The sequence below is a fragment of the Pseudoalteromonas sp. GB43 genome (genome assembly GCF_054923805.1).
Map to the genome: position 1 here is coordinate 3,307,137 of NZ_JBPCHJ010000001.1, position 16,323 is coordinate 3,323,459.

Here is a 16,323-nt window from a genome sequence, read left to right on the forward strand (position 1 = left end):
ATGAAAAAATTACTATTAGGCACAGCACTAAGTGCTGCACTTTTCTCAACAGCTAACGCAAATGCAGCTGACTATGTTATTGATACAGATGGTGCGCACGCATTTGTAACTTTTAAAATTAAGCATTTAGGTTACAGCTGGTTACATGGTCATTTTAATACTTTTTCAGGTGATTTTAGTTATGACGATAAAGCGCCTAATGCATCTAAAATCAATGTAACGATAGATACTAAAAGCATCGACTCAAACCATGCTGAGCGTGACAAGCACTTACGCGGAAAAGACTTCTTAAATGTTGATAAATACCCAACGGCAACATTCAAAAGCACCTCAATCAAGTTTGATGAAGACGGTGATGAAGCAGATGTAACAGGTGAATTCACCTTAAATGGTGTGACTAAAACCATTACTTTTGAAATTGATAAAATTGGTGAAGGTAAAGATCCATGGGGTGGATACCGTGTTGGTTTTGAAGGTGAAACAAGCCTTAAACTAGCTGACTATGGTATCGACTACAATCTAGATTATGCTTCAACCCATGTTGATATCGGTTTATTCATTGAAGGTGTGCGTAAGTAAGCACCATTAATACGACTGCCAATTCGCATAACTATGTGGATTAGGATATTAAAAGTGCCGCTCAATGAGCGGCACTTTCGTTTCTATCTTTTAACCTTTTTTCTAAAATGGGCTGTAAATTATCAGGTAGCCAGCGAACTAAAACATCATGAAAAGCGTTTGTGTGAGCTATTTTTTCAAGGGTTTCATCTAGTAGTTTTACCGTTTCTTTGCCTTGTTTGTTATTTGTACAACCTATATAACCAACGCTTAATGCCGGTGCTTCGGTGAGTGTCAGTTGGGTCAATTCATCTTTAAAGCCCATTGAGTGCGCCAAATAGTAATGTTCGCTAGGGTAGCCAAGTAATATATCAATGCGCTTCTTATGCAGCATATAAGTTAAGCTTGCGAGTGTATCTCTGCCGGGGCGTGAGATAATATTAGCGTCATGGCTTTCGTTAATCACGCTATCTATATCGGCGCCAAACGAGCGGCTCATTGATACCCCTAATGCCAAGTGTTTTTCGTTTAATAACGACTTTAAAGACACGGGTTTTGTCACGTCTAACTTAAGTTTTGTGGCTAACTCTTTACGTATGGCAATGGAGGGTGATAAACCCACTGTTGAAGTGTGCTCTGTAAACTGAATATGCTGCTTACGGTGCTCGCTTTGATATAACGACAGCATACAGTAATTGTTGTGTGGGTTTGATAGTTCATGCACGGCGCGACTGGCTGGCAATAGGGTGCGTTTAAATGAAACCTCTGGCAGAAATTGCTCTAGTAATTTGATCACACTTTCGTCACGACCTGTGCCTTCGTACTTGTCATTCATGATGTAGTAGGGAGCAAAATCAACCATGATCCACTCAATGGACTTCGGTTGCTTGGTTGCAGCAACTGGCAGGCAGAAAAATAATAGTAAAATAGAGCACGTAAAACGCATTTTTACTACCTATTTGTGGGCTTAAAATATAAGTGTAGCAGGAATTTAGCTATATGCAGGCTGGTGATGAAAAACTAAAACGCCAGCGTATTGGCTGGCGTTTATCGGTAGGGTTTAGTTGGCTTTTAGCCACTTCACAAATTGGCGTGCATCACTGGCCTTTTGGAAGATGGCGTTTTTTAAGCCTTGCGTGTCACTAAAAATTACACGCTGTTTATTTACCGAGATTGATTGCACTGGGTGTGCGATCTGGATCAAAGATCCGTTGTATTTATATGACATAATAAAACTCACTCTTTCTTTTGTCTGTGTCTGTAGAGCTTTAATAGGCATTTAAAAATACAGACCGACATTTGTTGTCTTGCTAACAGTGTTGACTAAGTTTGTGACAGTTTGGTGATGATTTGAAAATTCATCAAAATGTCATTTAGCAAACGAGTTGCAAGTATTTATACGAATATGCGGGAATTACTGGATCAAGGTAAGGGGTTAACCGCGTGGTTTCTAAAAACCAGACAAGTAGAGTACTGTAAGAATTAACTAAGCGCAAGGTTTATTTTTTAAACATCATAAATAATTTCTGGATGTTTAATAGAAACGGGCGTATTGTGATTAGGCACAAAATAACAATAAGAAGTATGCATATGAATTACCTTTTGGTGTCAGATATATTTGGTAAAACAGCGCATTTATCGCTGCTTGCCCAGCAGCTTCGCGGTAAGGTGAGTCTTTGCGACCCTTACCAAGGAGAAATTCAGCTCCCTATAAATGAGCAGTTTCAATACCAGCATTTCTTAACACAATGCGGCCATGATAGTTATTTTGAAAAAGTACATTTAAAAATGGCTGCTATTCGTCAGCCAACCACGATTATTGCATTTAGTGCAGGCGCTGCTGCCGTTTGGCGAGCTCAAGCAGAGTTAAAAAATTCATTCATTAAAAAAATTATTGCCTTTTATCCATCCCAAGTCAGATATCATCTTGAGCTTGAGGCTAACGTCCCTTGTCGATTTTTTTTTCCTCACAGTGAAGAGCATTTTGATATTAAGCCTGTGGTTGCTTCATTAAAAAGCAAAGCAAAGGTGAGCTGTGAAATAGCCGACTTTGGTCATGGTTTTATGAATCCGTTATCTGAAAATTTTAATCAGTTTGGCTATCAGCAATTTACAGAACAACTGTTAAAAGAAAGTTGTCATCTAGAAGTTACCACCAACCATTAAAAACTAGTCTATAGTCACTACTAAACAATAATATAAGTAATAACTATGACGGACCAAGAAAATTACAGCCATTTCTTATCTAACCCGGTTGCTAAACCACCTTGTCGAATGATCAATGCGCAAATGTACGGATTTTTTGTTGCAGGGTGTGAGCAAAAAATGCAGCAGTATGTTGATGCAACTTTAAATTTACTAGCAACCGAATCAACCTCGTTTAATGTGTTAGGGAGCACGTGTTTACTTACCTTCACTGATATCGAAAAAATCTCTTCGTTAACGCCACCTTTTTCAGATCATGGCTGGATGCAAGAAACCGATATTATTATTTGGCTCCCAGTCGCAAAAATGCAAGGTGGTGACATTAGTCATTTATATTGGTATCCGGCATTTATTAGCGTCAATAACATTTATGCTTTAATTAATGGCCGAGAAGCCTGGGGTTATAATAAATACCTCTGTGAATATCAAATGCCTGCGACTGTGAGTGATGCGGGCGCCTTTAGCATTTCTTTAGAATGTTTTGATGTGTTTAACCCAGACTCTAAATTAGCGATGCATGAGCTATTAACCATTGAGCAAACGCAGGCAAGCACCAAGGAAAACCTACTCGATAACTTATCGCATTTTTCTAAACACGTGACAGATTTATTTGATGCGCAAATTCAAGGCATTGATTTATCACTTCTTAAACAATTATTAGACGGGTTTATTCATCCGCAGATGGATCAGATTTTGTTTAAACAATTTCCCGATGGTCAAGGAAATAAAGCCGTTTATCAAAGCGTGGTTCACTCACCATCGTTAATCAAAAAAATTCACCAATTAAAACTTTTACACAATGATTTTAGTTTGGATGTAAAAGCCCTTGCGAGCTTTCCTCTGAATGACATGTTTGGCATTGCACTTGGCAAACAAGCGGTTCATTTACCCTTTTACGTCAATATGGACTTTGACCAGCTTGGCGCAACACAACTGTTACCGGTACAGGGGTAACCATGGAAAAAGAAAAAATTACCATTGTCGGTGGCGGTGTTGCAGCGATGACCGCGGCAGTGTATTTAACCGAGCAAGCTAATTGGCAAAGCCAGCGCGAGATTACCATTTATCAACAGGGGTGGCGCCTTGGTGGTAAAGGGGCGAGTGGCCGAAACGCCCATTTTGGACAGCGAATTGAAGAACATGGTTTACATGTTTGGTTTGGTGCCTACGTAAATAGCTTTCGCACCTTAGAAGGGGTGTATAACGCACTCAATCGACCAGCTAGTTGTTCATTGGCTACTTGGCAGCAGGCATTAAAACCACACAGTTTTATTGCTTTACAAGAGTTTATTGATAACGAATGGCAAACTTGGCCGATAGATTTTCCTACCGTTGAAGGGAACCCCGCTGATGGCAGCCTAGATATAACAGTGTGGGACTTTGTCACCATGACATTAGCATGGCTAAAAAAATGGACCGAAGGCATTGAGCATGTTTGTCAGCAGCAAGATGCTAAAACCACTTTAGTGACAAAAAAGTCACGGGATCAATCGTTACTCAACCACATGTACCAAGAAATCAAAGCAGACATTGATACCCATTTAAATGGCGCAAAGCAGTTTATTGATGATATTGAAGCAGGCGCAACTGAAATTGCCTCGAACCCACGAACATTGATAACTCATTTGCTGCAGTTCACCGAAAAGCAGGCCACTCATACAGATAAACAGGCCGATCGACTGGTGATTTGGTATATCGTCAGAAAGTTAAAACGTTGGTTTAAAGACCAAGTTATTGATTTGCTCGATGACAACCCAGAGCTGCGCAGACTTTATATTTGTGCCGATCTTGCGATTGCAATGCTCACCGGGTTGATTAAAGACAAAGTATATCGCGACGGTTTTGGTGTCATTAATTGCTACGACTTTCGTCAGTGGCTCGAAAAAAATGGTGCTAACAAAACTTACAGTGTCGATTCTGCGCCAGTGCGTGGCTTTTATGATTTGGTGTTCGCATACCCTAAAGGTGACTTTAATAAACCCAATGTTGAAGCAGGCGTTGCCGCCCTTGCCATGTTACGTATAGGTCTTTGCTATAAAGGCGGCGTGATGTGGAAAATGCAAGCTGGGATGGGCGATGTCATTTTTGGGCCAATTTATGAACTTTTAAAGCAGCGCGGCGTTAAGTTTAAGTTTTTTCATCAGTTAACTAACTTAGCTGCAGGGCAAACTAACCAAGGTGAACAGCTGGTAAGTGAAATTGAGCTTTGTCAACAGGTGAGTTTAGTTGGCCAAGACTATGATCCGCTCATCGATGTTAAGCAGCTACCATGCTGGCCAAGTGAGCCTCTGTATGAGCAAATCAGCTCTGAACAAGCGCACTTAATACAAGAATATCAAATCAATTTAGAGTCATTTTGGAGTAATTGGCCTGAGGTGTATCAAGAGCACTTTGGTACCCCATTGCCAACAGTGACACTTCGCCATGGTATTGATTTTGACACACTTATTTTAGGTGTATCGGTTGCCTCACTTGAACACGTGGCCCCTGAACTTTTAGCTGTAGATTACGCGCTCTCTCAACAAGCTACAAAAGTACAAAGTGTAGCGACTCAGGCTTGCCAAGTATGGTTGAATAAAACCGACCAACAACTTGGCTTTACGCAAACCAATGCCGCTCATGAAGGACCTATTTTAAGTGGCTTTGTTGAGCCGTTTGATACCTGGGCGGCAATGGGCAACTTGCTCGATAAAGAAGGTTGGCCAAGTGAAAATGCGCCCGTGAACATTGCCTATTTTTGCAGTGCATTTAGCTGCGAAAACTATCCACCTGCCAGTGCTTATCAATTCCCAGAGCAAATGAAAGCCGAAGTAAAATCAAATATGCATAATTTGTTTAGTGCAGATATGCGGCCACTTTGGCCTCAAGCCTATATTGATAACAAATTTGATTGGCAGGTTTTTTACAGTGATCCGCACAGCATTTTACCTGCTCTCGAGCAACAATACTGGCGCGTTAATGTTGATCCCAGTGAGCGCTACGTCTTATCTGTGGTTGATACAAGTAAATACCGCCTAGCTACTGATGGCAGTCAGTTTGTCAATTTGCGCATCACTGGCGATTGGATAAAAACCGGTGTTAATGCTGGCTGTGTTGAGGCTGCTGTAATGGCCGGTATGCAAACAGCGCGGGCAATATGTGGTTGGCCAAGCGAAATTAGCGGAGAGCATGCATTCGAAAAAAGTTAGGGTGAGCAAAGTTATAAATAAGTATGCGTATAAGTCATGAATTTTCATGATTTATATGCGACTTTAATCTATTGTTTGGTCTATACTTACCACTAAATTACAACAATTTAACAAGTTTCCCTCTTTTAAGGTCTAAAAGCCAATGAAGCGACCCTTTCTGAATGATCCTAAATTTATGATGATGTCGAGCACCTGCTTGGCAGCATGTGTAATGGCAAGCGCTGTTGCACAAGGAGCTGAGACTGAAAAAGACATGGAAGTTATTAGCGTTTATGCACAAAAGCGTCCGCAAGCAATTGAAGATGTGAGTGTAGCGGTAAGCCAAGTGGATGGCGAAATTTTAAAAGCTCAGCATTTTAAAGATTCAACTGAAATTGGCTTGTTTGCGCCAAATGTTAAAATCACCCAAAACGCCGCAGAAGGGACGCCTCCCGCTGTGAGTATCCGTGGGGTGGGGTTACTTGATTACAATACGGCGAATACCTCACCTGTTGCTATGTATCTTGATGGCGTTGCGGTGGGGTCTGCTAATAATCAAATCGTTAACTTGTACGATATTGAACAGCTCGATATTTTACGCGACCGCAGGGTACCTTGTTTGGTCGTAATTCTACCGGTGGTGCAATACTTATACGCTCAAATCGCCCTGAGTTTGATAGCTATGGCTCGTTGACATTAGGTGTTGCCAACAATAATGCCACCAGCGTTGATGGTATGTGGAACCAGCAACTATCAGGTTCCAGTGCATTACGAATTGCGGTTAACTATCAAGACTACGAATACTCAACAAAAAACACTTATGCAGACTCGCCAACAGCAGGCATGGAGCAAAAAAATGCCCGTGTGTCTTTTTTGTCTGAGTGGGATGAGGTTGATCTTTACCTGCAAGCGCATATTGAAGATTGGGATGGTATTGCCCAGCCAGTTGGTAGTATTGGTATTGTCGCAAACCCTTTAACGGGTGAGCTGTGTTCACCAGCAGATGCGGGCTCAACACGCTGTTTTGATAACTTTGGTTTTAATGATGGCAGTGATGACTTCTTTGCGGTGAGCGTCAATAACGACTCACCTCATAAATCCGATGGCTACGGTTTTATTGCTGAACTGAATTGGCATTTAAACGAGCAAAGTACATTTACTTCACTGTCGAGCTTTAACGATTTAGAAAGAAGCCACGCTTTTAACTGCGATGGCTCCCCAGCTCGTTTGTGCGAAGGGGTATTAGGGTTAGATACCCAACTATTCAGCCAAGAATTCAGGTTATTAAACGAACTTGCTGATTACACACTCACCAGTGGTATTTATTTTGCCGATGAGACAATTGAGCAAGATAATTTAAATGATATTTTGCGTGATTTCCGGGGTGTTTTACCGACAAATTTAACCGCGACCTTTATCTACGATAACGAAATCAAGATGCAAAATTTGGCTGTATTTAGCCAAATTGAAGTGCCTGTCGCAGATAAATGGATGATTACAGCCGGTCTTAGATATGACTATGAGTCACTTGAGTATGACTCAATCGCCACCTTAAATGCGGTGGTTGATGTAAACGACTTAGATGGGGTAGTGGTACCATTTTATCGCGTTACCGATGAGCAATCGGATAACGGTTTTACCGGGCAATTTGCCGTTAATTATCGCTATTCAGATATAAGCAATCTTTATTATCGTTTTGCTAATGGTAGTAAAAGTGGTGGCTACAATGGCGGCTTTTTGTCATCCGAAGAACAAGCAATCTTGGCAAACTATGGCAAAGAGCGCTTAAATGCCCATGAAATTGGCTTAAAGTCGTTCTGGCCTGGGAAGCAACTTAGAATGAATTGGGCGGCGTTTTATTATGATTATAACGACCAACAAGTGTTTATGAACCAAGCGTCAGAAACACCGCAAATGCCCCCAGTGCAATTACTTGAAAATGTGGCTGATTCAACTATTTACGGCCTTGAAACTGAAATTAATTACCAAGCAACTAAACAACTAGCTATGCTACTTTCAGTAGGCTATATCCCTCATGCTGAATTTGAAGAATACGTTGATCCACTTGGTAATAGTATTACCGATAACCAACTACCATTTACTTCTAAATGGAATGTATCAGCGGGGTTAAAATACGACACCAGCTTGGCGTCGTATCCGTTATCGGCCAACATTATTTACGATTATCAGTCTGAGTTTTATTTTGACCAGAACATGAACCCATATGCCCGCCAAGACGGTTTTAGCATTGTTAATGCGAATCTAAAATACGATGTTGAAAATTGGTCATTTACTTTATGGGGCAAAAATTTATTTGATACTGAATACAGTCAGTTAAAGTTCGATTTAAGCTCGTTCCTAGGCATGCTTGAAGACTTTAAAGGGGAAGGGCGTCGCTATGGCTTTGATGTTTCACTGCAATTCTAGTCGTTGCCATCTCCACACTGGTACAGGGGTTTTGTGAATGCGGTTTAAGCTGTATTTTAGTACTCTGCTGTTTTTGTTGTTATTAAGTGTTTCGGCTAATGCACAAGAGACGTTTGTCTACACCGATGCTGTGGCTGATCAAAATCTTCATGATGTCGGTGATGTGTTTACGGCGAACGATAATATGTTCCCGCAATCGGTGGCTGAAATTGATACTTGGCGAGCCAGCAAAAAGCCACAATCTCGAATAAGCTCGGTTGGTGGTAGTTATTGGTTAATTGTTGAAATTGAAAATCAAAGTGATATCGAAGATTTAGTGCTTTATCCCTATAACACCTTGGTTTCAAAAATAGAAAGCCGCATTTACGATATCACTGATCCAACAGCCCCCATACAGCACTTTGTAACGGGTGGTAAAGAGCCAAATCAGTTTGCATTCCACTATGGTAATCGTTTGTCTCTTGAGAAAGGCAAGCGCTATACGCTTATTACTTATTTTGAAAGTGACTACTTTTATACCCCTGCAAAGCTAGTATTAACGCCATACCAAGATTATTTTCAGAATATAACCGTTGAAAATATGGTCATGATGCTCTGCTTTGGGGTGGGTATTGCGCTTGGCTTATATAACTTATTAATTTATTTGGTTTCCCGTGATGTGACACATCTTTACTATGCATTATTTACTGCATCTTGGGTGTTTGCTTGGAGCCACTTTTTCCATATTTCGGATCAGCTATTTGGTTACTATAATCCTCACCTTCATTGGCTTGGCTTTGCGCTCACGCCATTAACCAATATTCTGTTTTACAACAACTTGCTTAAACTCAAAGAGACATTTCCAAAGCTGGCGCAATTATCATTGATGGTGGGTGTGATCGCGACCTTGGGTATACCGTTTTGTATTTTATGGCCAAGCTTTGGTTTTTATTGGTCAACGTTAGTGACGGGCATTGCTTTATGTTTAGGCTTATATATAGGTATTCGCTGTATGCTTATTGGCTTTAAGCCAGCGCGATATTTTGTGCTTGCTTACATAGCCATGATGCTACCGAATATGGTAGGTAATTTAACTAATTTAGGCTTGCTGCCAGCAACCTCCATTAATTTATATTTATTGGGTTTGATAGGCACCGCTATGGACGCTATGTTGCTTGCGTTTGCTGTGACCATAAGTTTAGACTGCTTCACGATGACAACGTAGAGCTCAACAAAAATCTAGAAGAAAAAGTCCATTTAAGAACGTTGGAGCTTGAAGAACTCGCCTCAGAGCTTCGCGATGCAAATGAGGCTAAAAGCCGTTTCTTAGCGAATATCAGTCATGAAATTCGCACCCCAATGACGTCAATCATTGGTTATGCAGATGGCATTATGCTCGGGGATATTAAGCCCCATGAGCGCAACCATGGAATTGGGGTTATTTTGCAAAATAGTCGTCATGTTCTTGGATTAATTAACGATATCCTCGATATGTCGAAGATTGAAGCTAACAAGCTCGAAATTGATTTAGTCGAAACGGACTTGTTTGCCACGATTGCCAATATAGAGTCGCTCATTGGCAAGCAAATTCGCGATAAGGGCTTAAAGTTCAGTGTCGATTATCAGTTCCCATTACCAGACTACTTGATTACCGATCCGAGTCGATTAAGGCAAATCTTATTAAACTTAACAACCAATGCCCTTAAGTTCACGCAAGTGGGGCGTATAACCTTAACTGTGAGCTGTCACAACGATAAGTTGTCAATTAGTGTAAAAGATACTGGCATTGGTATGACTGAAAAAGAGCAGCAGTTGTTATTTAGTGCTTTTTATCAAGCTGATTCGAGTATTTCTAGGCAGTATGGTGGCACGGGTCTTGGTCTTAATATTTCAAAGAGCCTTGCGCAGAAATTGGATGGGGATATCAGCGTTAAAAGTAATGTCGGCTCTGGCAGTGAGTTTATTTTCACTATGTCGGTGTACACCACAGACAACACTCGTTGGCTCAATGATATGAGCGAAGTTAAACTTGTTGAAACCTCACCGTTTAGTAAGCTTGATGCGCCAGAGAACCTAAAGGGCAGGGTATTACTTGCCGAAGACCACCCAGACAACCGACGTTTAATTGCGCGAATATTAGAGCGTATGGGGCTGACAGTGACCACCGTTGAAAATGGTAAAGACGCAGTACAAGCAACCCTCGAAGACAGCTTTGACCTTATTTTGCTCGATATTCAAATGCCGATTATGGACGGCCAAGAAGCTTTAAAAATGATGCAAGCAACCGGAGTAAGCGTGCCTATCATTGCGCTAACAGCGAATACTATGAAGCATGAAGTGACGCGTTATATGAAGCAGGGCTTTAATGATTTGATTGCAAAACCAATCGATAGAAATGCCTTTAGTCATAAAATTGCCAGTTATTTAGAATGCGATGAGTTAGCAGATATAAAGTTGCCTGAAAAAGAGTTTCAGGCATTAAAAAATGATTATATAAAAGGGTTAGAGACACAGTACAAAGAAATGCTAGAACAATATAAAAAAATGGATTTAGAAGGGTTCAGCAAAAATGTGCATATGCTCAAAGGTGCAGCTAATATGTTTGAGTGTGAAATGCTGTATGTAAAAGCAGTGGCTGTCGATACGGCCTTAAAAGAGGATACTGTAACCTTGGATACCCAGTTAATTGGCTCATTATTTAATGCGATGGAAAATGAATTTACCAAGGTAACTCATTGATTGTTTGAATAGCGGCTATTTATTTGTAAGCACAGACAAATTAGCTATTTCTTGATATTAATATTGTTAAAACTCTTTGCTGAGAAGGCATGATGCAGTATCAACATATTTCAGTCCCCTCGAGCGGCGCGCAAATTACGATTGATAGTAAGGGCCAATGGCATATTCCTGATAACCCGGTTATTGCTTATATTGAAGGCGATGGTGTGGGTCAAGATATTAGCCCGGTGATGCGAGATATTGTCGATGCTGCGGTGAGTCATGCTTATCAAGGTGATAAACAAATACATTGGATGGAAGTGTTCAATGGCGAAAAAGCGGCAGCATTATACGACGGCGACTGGTTCCCGCAAGAAACCCTACATGCCGTTAGACAGTATAAAATTGCCATAAAAGGGCCGCTAACAACCCCCCTTGGCGGTGGTTTTCGCTCTTTAAATGTGGCTCTTCGTCATGAGATGGACTTATTCGTTAACATGCGACCATTCGCAGTTACCCGCATTTACCTTCTCCTTTGAAAGAGCCTGAAAAAACCCAAATCACAGTAATACGCGACAGCTCTGAAGACGTTTACTCGGGCATTGAGTGGCAGGCTGGCAGTATTGACAACGAACGTATGCTTGATTTCTTATGCCAAGAAATGGGTGTCACCCGACTTCGTTTTGATAACCAATGTGGCATTGGTATTAAAAATAGCTCGAAAGAGGCGGCAGAGCGACTAATGCGTTACGCCCTTAACTTTGCCCTTAAAGAGCACAGTGAATCACTGACGGTGGTGCACAAAGGCAATGTACTTAAATTTACCGATGGAGCCTTTAAACGTTGGGCATTTGCCCTAGCAGAGCAAGAGTTTAACGCTGAAGCGCATGAAAATGGTCGTTGGTTGGTGATCAAACGAGACGAACAAGATGATTTAATCATTAAAGAAGTGATTGCTGATAATATGCTTCAACAAGCGCTGCTCACCCCAGAGCAATTTGATGTGGTGGTAACAACCAATCAAAACGGCGATTACTTAGCTGATATGCTAACCGCACAAGTTGGTGGGGTAGGTATTATGCCTGCGGCAAACTTAAATAATGAAGTGGCCTTTTTTGAACCGACTCATGGTACATTTAATCGCATCGCCGGGGAAGACAGTGCAAATCCAACAAGCAGTATTTTAAGCGCGGTCATGATGCTACGTTTTATGGGTTGGCACGAAGCGGCGAATAAAATAGAGAAAGCCCTAGAAGAGACGCTTAGCGCAAATGAAATGACGTTTGATTTGGCTAACTTAGTAGCCGATGCGACGATGCTTAGTTGCAGTGATTTTGCAACAAGCATCATCGCGCGAATAAGTAACTCAAATAATGAACCATATTAAGCGGCATTGGCGCTTTTAACTGCGTAGACACATGGTTTACCTGTTAACTGTGCTGCACGTTGATAAATGTGCTCTGCACCTGGCTCATTGCTTGTCATGCCTGTTAATGTATCCATTAACGCAACCACTAAAATAGCTGGTACTTGGCAGCAGTATTCATCGAGCACCGCAGTTGTTGTTTGTGCATCAACATGGCAATGAGGGTGAGTACGTACTGTGCTATATGCTTTTAACAGTGTGTCTGCTTGTAAAACATCATCATCTTGATGTTTGGTTTTACGACATTGGCAACCAAACTCATCAACCATGGTTGCCAGTGTTTGGTAAATTTCTTCGCAAGCTAAATCGCTTTTTTTACAAAGCTGCTGCTCGATGAATGAGTGTAATTGACCATTGATGTAAAGGCCGTCCTGTTGAGTGAATTGCGCTGAAGTTTCCATAATCATTTTCTCTTTGTTTATGTGCTTAACTTCACTCTAGCCCTTCACTCATTATTAATGAAATTGTTGTTTTCAATAACTGATATTGATTTTATCAATATTATGCTTGTTTTTAGCGATCAGCCACAGTACTGGCAAAGGCGAGTAGCTCTCTACGCAGCCACTGATGCGGGTTTGCGTGATGTAGCAAAGGGCTCCATAACATTTTTACTTCAATAGGAACTATTTGAAATGGCACTGGACTTATTACCAAATCAGTGTGTTTTGCAAGTAACATGGCTTGGCGGCGGGGCAATGTGGCAATAAGTTGAGGTGATTGGCAAAGTAGGCTCGCCACCATGTAATGGCGGGTGAATACGCGAATATTGCGGGTTTGTTCTAATTGCCATAATGCCTCATCGACCCAGCCAAGTTTTTGGCTGCCTGATTTATTCGTTACTGCGGCTTCTACGCCCCAACCAGCCCGATTTACCCAAATGTGCTCTTGTGCAAGGTAGCCTTCGAGGTTTTGTTGTTGTAAGTAAGGGTTGTCTGGGTGTGTTAAGCAGCAGTAATTGTCTCGCCACACACTGGCTTGGTGGAATGAGCGGGGCAGGCCGTTAAAGCGATTAATGGCAAGGTCGATGGTGCCTTTTTCCATATCTTGAAGGTTAACATCACTTGGGCTCAAAATATCAAAATTAAGCCCCGGGTTCTTTGCTAGCTGCTGGGTGATAAACGGCGCAATAAGCGTTGATTCAAGGTAGTCGTTTGCCATGATCCGAAACGTTATATTCGCGGTACTCGGGTCGAATACTTCACTTGGCTGAGTAATTTCTTCGGCCATTTTTAACAGTGATTCTATCTCTGGTTTAAGGCTGAGCGCTTTTGCTGTTGGCGTCATTGTGCCAGCGGCTCTCACTAACAATGGATCATCAAACAAATCTCGCAAACGCTTAAGGGCATTACTCATTGCAGGTTGAGTCAAAGCTAGCTTATTGGCGGCTTTAGACACACTTTGTTCGTCAATGAGAACATTTAAATACACTAATAGGTTGAGGTCGACGTGCCTAATATTCATTTGATCAATCTTATTTATTATCTTTATTAATTACCTAAATTAAAGCGCGCTTGCTATTGTGTGTAAACAAGGCGACTAAAATAATCAGCATAAGCGATAAAAATAATGCCACAGCAAAGTTCACATTTGGCTGTTAAATCACACAGCGAACAGTTAAATCAGGTCGTAGCGACTAAGCTTGCCCGTGCGGTGTATGCTGGCTTTGAGGCTATGTTTGCAGAGTTTTTAAATATAACTCTCGGTGCACAAAGTCGTTTTGAGCAGCGCCAGTGGCATCAAGTTCAAGGGGCTATGAAATCGCGATTGCAAGTTTACGAAGGGCAAGTAAAAAAGGTAAGCCAAGCGGTAAAAATTATTGCTTATAGCGAAGTAGACGACCCAGCGCTTTGGTTACTAGCCAAACAAATATACGCAGAAATGGTGCAAAATCACGAAAACCAGCCCATTGCTCATACCTTTTTTAATTCAACCTTCGGTGCAATTTGGGACTCACGAAAAATCCGCAATGTGCACTTGTTTGTGCTAAAAGCGCGCTATCAACTGGGGCCAAGGCCCTTTGATTCACTGGTTAGCCGCATTTCTCTGCAAAATGGCTTTGAAAGTGCGATTAGTAGCTTGGTAAAGCGCCATGTGTTTCGCTCACAATACGCTAACTTTGCTGATGATGTAGCCATGTTACAGCGCACCTTGATTTCTGGAGCGAAACAACAATGCCCACAAGTTTATGAGCTGCTTGCTCTCAACGATGGCTATATTGAATACGCCAATTCATTGTTTTTCAGAAATAAAGCCTGCTACATCATAGGTCGTTGTATTGCTAAAAATGGCGATAACATGCCATTTGCTATTGCGCTATTAAACAGTGAAAAAGGGTTGCACATTGATGCTGTGATGATGGGAGCTGATCAACTCAGCTTGTTGTTTGGCTTTGCGCGTACTTATTTTATGGTCGACACTGACCAACCCGCTCGTTACGTAGATTACCTCAGTGTTTTAATGCCTCATAAGCAACGTTTTGAGCTGTTTAATGCTATAGGCTTTATCAAACACGCAAAAACCGAGTTTTATCGTTATAAAGTTGATACCACCCGTAATAGCCCCGTTGACGATAAATACACACTTGCGCCGGGGACGCCGGGCATGGTGATGCTGGTATTTACCACCCCAGGCTCAGATTATGTCTACAAGGTAATAAAGGATAAATTTAGTGCGCCAAAAACGGCCACCAAACAACAAGTAATGGCCAAGTACGACTTTGTGAAACAAGCCGACCGAGTAGGTCGGCTAGTCGATACCCATGAATTTCGTTATTTAGCGTTTGATTTAAGCCGATTTAGTGATGAGCTTATACAAATAATGCAGCAGCAAATTGGTGACAGCCTTGTGATTTCGGGTAATGCACTTATTTTGCGCCATGTGTATGTAGAGCGCAAAATGACACCGCTTAATTTGTATATCAACGACTGTGATGAGCGAAAACTGCAGCAAGTAATGGTTGATTACGGTAAAGCAATAAAAGAGCTTGCGGGGGCCAATATCTTTCCCGGTGATATGCTGATGAAAAACTTTGGTGTAACCCGTTGGGGAAGAGTAGTGTTCTACGACTACGATGAAATTTGCCCGATGACAGAGTGTCAATTTAGAGAGCTGCCAAAAACCGAGGATTCATTAGATGAGCTAAGCAGCGAAAGCTACTTTGATATTGCCGAAAACGACGTATTTCCGAGCCAGTTTAAAGTATTTTTTAGCGCTAATAAGCGAGCGTTTGATCACTTCAATGCTGCACATCAAGATATTTTCACTGCCACGATGTGGCAGCAATTACAAACTGCGATAAACGATGGGCAATTGCTTGATGTTTATCCTTATAAGCAGTCTTGGCGCTTTTCGTCGATGAGAGCTCAAATGAAAAAATCTCAATCTATAACTGTTTAATAGGAACATAGTGTTAGCGTATGCTGTTCAAAAAGCTAAGGAACGCACTATGAAAAACACACTGTTATTATCGAGTTTATTTATTTCGTCTATGGTAAGCGCCAATCCGTTATTAGGTAGCTGGCAATTTGTTGAAGGCAAATATGCAACCAATGACGGCTATGTGACGGCAAAAGCGCCAGAAATATCCTCAGTTAAACTGATTACACCTAGTCATTTTAGCTATATCACTCAAAAGCAAGGCAACTTTCATTATGCTGGTGGCGGCAAATATGTTTTGCAAGACCAGCAATTTATCGAAACTTTTTCCTATGGTAATGTACCTTCACTACTTGGTAAGACCATGGCATTTGATTACAAACTAGAAGGTGACTTGTGGCATCACACCTTGTATGAAAATGGCAAATTAGTCGAAGCTGAGATCTGGCAACGAATTAAATAGAAGGT

The 16,323-nt window shown here is 41.4% G+C and carries 12 protein-coding genes and 2 pseudogenes; 11 read left to right on the forward strand and 3 right to left on the reverse strand.

Features of this window, described 5'->3' with window-relative positions; all coding sequences use genetic code 11:
• Positions 1 to 579, forward strand: a complete 579-nt coding sequence (locus tag ACRWSG_RS15770; protein ID WP_462166682.1) for a YceI family protein — start codon at positions 1 to 3, stop codon at positions 577 to 579.
• Positions 580 to 640: 61 nt separating this feature from the next.
• On the opposite strand, the gene ACRWSG_RS15775 is transcribed toward ACRWSG_RS15770, so the two are convergent.
• The gene (locus ACRWSG_RS15775; protein ID WP_462166683.1) at positions 641 to 1,504 is read right to left on the reverse strand and encodes a TIGR02285 family protein; all 864 of its coding nucleotides are present in this window, start codon (positions 1,502 to 1,504) and stop codon (positions 641 to 643) included.
• 53 nt (positions 1,505 to 1,557) lie between these two features.
• Between ACRWSG_RS15775 and ACRWSG_RS15780 the strand changes: the two genes are divergently transcribed.
• The 8 genes and pseudogenes from ACRWSG_RS15780 to icd all read left to right on the forward strand — a co-directional run bounded on the left by ACRWSG_RS15780 (position 1,558) and on the right by icd (position 12,441).
• Positions 1,558 to 1,704 (forward strand): hypothetical protein, encoded by a 147-nt coding sequence (locus ACRWSG_RS15780; protein ID WP_171043800.1) that lies wholly within the window; start codon positions 1,558 to 1,560, stop codon positions 1,702 to 1,704.
• A 444-nt stretch (positions 1,705 to 2,148) separates the two neighbouring features.
• The gene (locus tag ACRWSG_RS15785) at positions 2,149 to 2,724 is read left to right on the forward strand and encodes an alpha/beta hydrolase family protein (protein WP_462166685.1); all 576 of its coding nucleotides are present in this window, start codon (positions 2,149 to 2,151) and stop codon (positions 2,722 to 2,724) included.
• 45 nt (positions 2,725 to 2,769) lie between these two features.
• Positions 2,770 to 3,717: an acetoacetate decarboxylase gene (locus ACRWSG_RS15790; protein ID WP_138602324.1), complete on the forward strand. Its 948-nt coding sequence runs from the start codon at positions 2,770 to 2,772 to the stop codon at positions 3,715 to 3,717.
• A 2-nt stretch (positions 3,718 to 3,719) separates the two neighbouring features.
• Positions 3,720 to 5,951, forward strand: coding sequence for an NAD(P)-binding protein (locus ACRWSG_RS15795; RefSeq protein WP_462166686.1), 2,232 nt, complete (start codon positions 3,720 to 3,722; stop codon positions 5,949 to 5,951).
• 142 nt (positions 5,952 to 6,093) lie between these two features.
• Positions 6,094 to 6,624: a TonB-dependent receptor plug domain-containing protein gene (locus tag ACRWSG_RS15800; protein WP_462166687.1), complete on the forward strand. Its 531-nt coding sequence runs from the start codon at positions 6,094 to 6,096 to the stop codon at positions 6,622 to 6,624.
• Entirely contained in the window at positions 6,546 to 8,357 is a 1,812-nt protein-coding gene (locus ACRWSG_RS15805) for a TonB-dependent receptor (protein ID WP_462166688.1), read from the forward strand. The genes ACRWSG_RS15800 and ACRWSG_RS15805 overlap by 79 nt, the downstream gene beginning before the upstream one ends.
• A gap of 37 nt (positions 8,358 to 8,394) precedes the next feature.
• Positions 8,395 to 11,075: pseudogene (locus tag ACRWSG_RS15810) on the forward strand (ATP-binding protein).
• A 92-nt stretch (positions 11,076 to 11,167) separates the two neighbouring features.
• Positions 11,168 to 12,441 (forward strand): annotated as a pseudogene (icd, locus tag ACRWSG_RS15815) (NADP-dependent isocitrate dehydrogenase).
• Here icd and ACRWSG_RS15820 read toward each other — a convergent pair.
• Positions 12,438 to 12,881 (reverse strand): hypothetical protein, encoded by a 444-nt coding sequence (locus tag ACRWSG_RS15820; RefSeq protein WP_138602318.1) that lies wholly within the window; start codon positions 12,879 to 12,881, stop codon positions 12,438 to 12,440. The pseudogene icd and the gene ACRWSG_RS15820 overlap by 4 nt on opposite strands.
• A gap of 112 nt (positions 12,882 to 12,993) precedes the next feature.
• Positions 12,994 to 13,941, reverse strand: coding sequence for a LysR family transcriptional regulator (locus ACRWSG_RS15825; protein ID WP_055021137.1), 948 nt, complete (start codon positions 13,939 to 13,941; stop codon positions 12,994 to 12,996).
• A 105-nt stretch (positions 13,942 to 14,046) separates the two neighbouring features.
• Between ACRWSG_RS15825 and aceK the strand changes: the two genes are divergently transcribed.
• Together aceK and ACRWSG_RS15835 are read left to right on the forward strand one after the other, a co-directional pair.
• Positions 14,047 to 15,876 carry a bifunctional isocitrate dehydrogenase kinase/phosphatase gene (gene aceK, locus ACRWSG_RS15830; protein WP_462166689.1) on the forward strand — a complete coding sequence of 610 codons (1,830 nt, stop codon included), beginning with the start codon at positions 14,047 to 14,049 and terminating at the stop codon, positions 15,874 to 15,876.
• Between the two features lie 49 nt (positions 15,877 to 15,925).
• Positions 15,926 to 16,318 carry a hypothetical protein gene (locus ACRWSG_RS15835; protein WP_054552935.1) on the forward strand — a complete coding sequence of 131 codons (393 nt, stop codon included), beginning with the start codon at positions 15,926 to 15,928 and terminating at the stop codon, positions 16,316 to 16,318.
• Positions 16,319 to 16,323: the final 5 nt, after the last annotated feature.

What these genes read in the sequence shown, in the direction of transcription:
- ACRWSG_RS15770 (WP_462166682.1), top strand. Translation starts at nt 1, where the DNA reads ATGAAAAAATTACTATTAGGCACAGCACTAAGTGCTGCACTTTTCTCA.
- ACRWSG_RS15775 (WP_462166683.1), bottom strand. Translation starts at nt 1,504, where the DNA reads ATGCGTTTTACGTGCTCTATTTTACTATTATTTTTCTGCCTGCCAGTT.
- ACRWSG_RS15780 (WP_171043800.1), top strand. Translation starts at nt 1,558, where the DNA reads ATGCAGGCTGGTGATGAAAAACTAAAACGCCAGCGTATTGGCTGGCGT.
- ACRWSG_RS15785 (WP_462166685.1), top strand. Translation starts at nt 2,149, where the DNA reads ATGAATTACCTTTTGGTGTCAGATATATTTGGTAAAACAGCGCATTTA.
- ACRWSG_RS15790 (WP_138602324.1), top strand. Translation starts at nt 2,770, where the DNA reads ATGACGGACCAAGAAAATTACAGCCATTTCTTATCTAACCCGGTTGCT.
- ACRWSG_RS15795 (WP_462166686.1), top strand. Translation starts at nt 3,720, where the DNA reads ATGGAAAAAGAAAAAATTACCATTGTCGGTGGCGGTGTTGCAGCGATG.
- ACRWSG_RS15800 (WP_462166687.1), top strand. Translation starts at nt 6,094, where the DNA reads ATGAAGCGACCCTTTCTGAATGATCCTAAATTTATGATGATGTCGAGC.
- ACRWSG_RS15820 (WP_138602318.1), bottom strand. Translation starts at nt 12,881, where the DNA reads ATGGAAACTTCAGCGCAATTCACTCAACAGGACGGCCTTTACATCAAT.
- ACRWSG_RS15825 (WP_055021137.1), bottom strand. Translation starts at nt 13,941, where the DNA reads ATGAATATTAGGCACGTCGACCTCAACCTATTAGTGTATTTAAATGTT.
- aceK (WP_462166689.1), top strand. Translation starts at nt 14,047, where the DNA reads ATGCCACAGCAAAGTTCACATTTGGCTGTTAAATCACACAGCGAACAG.
- ACRWSG_RS15835 (WP_054552935.1), top strand. Translation starts at nt 15,926, where the DNA reads ATGAAAAACACACTGTTATTATCGAGTTTATTTATTTCGTCTATGGTA.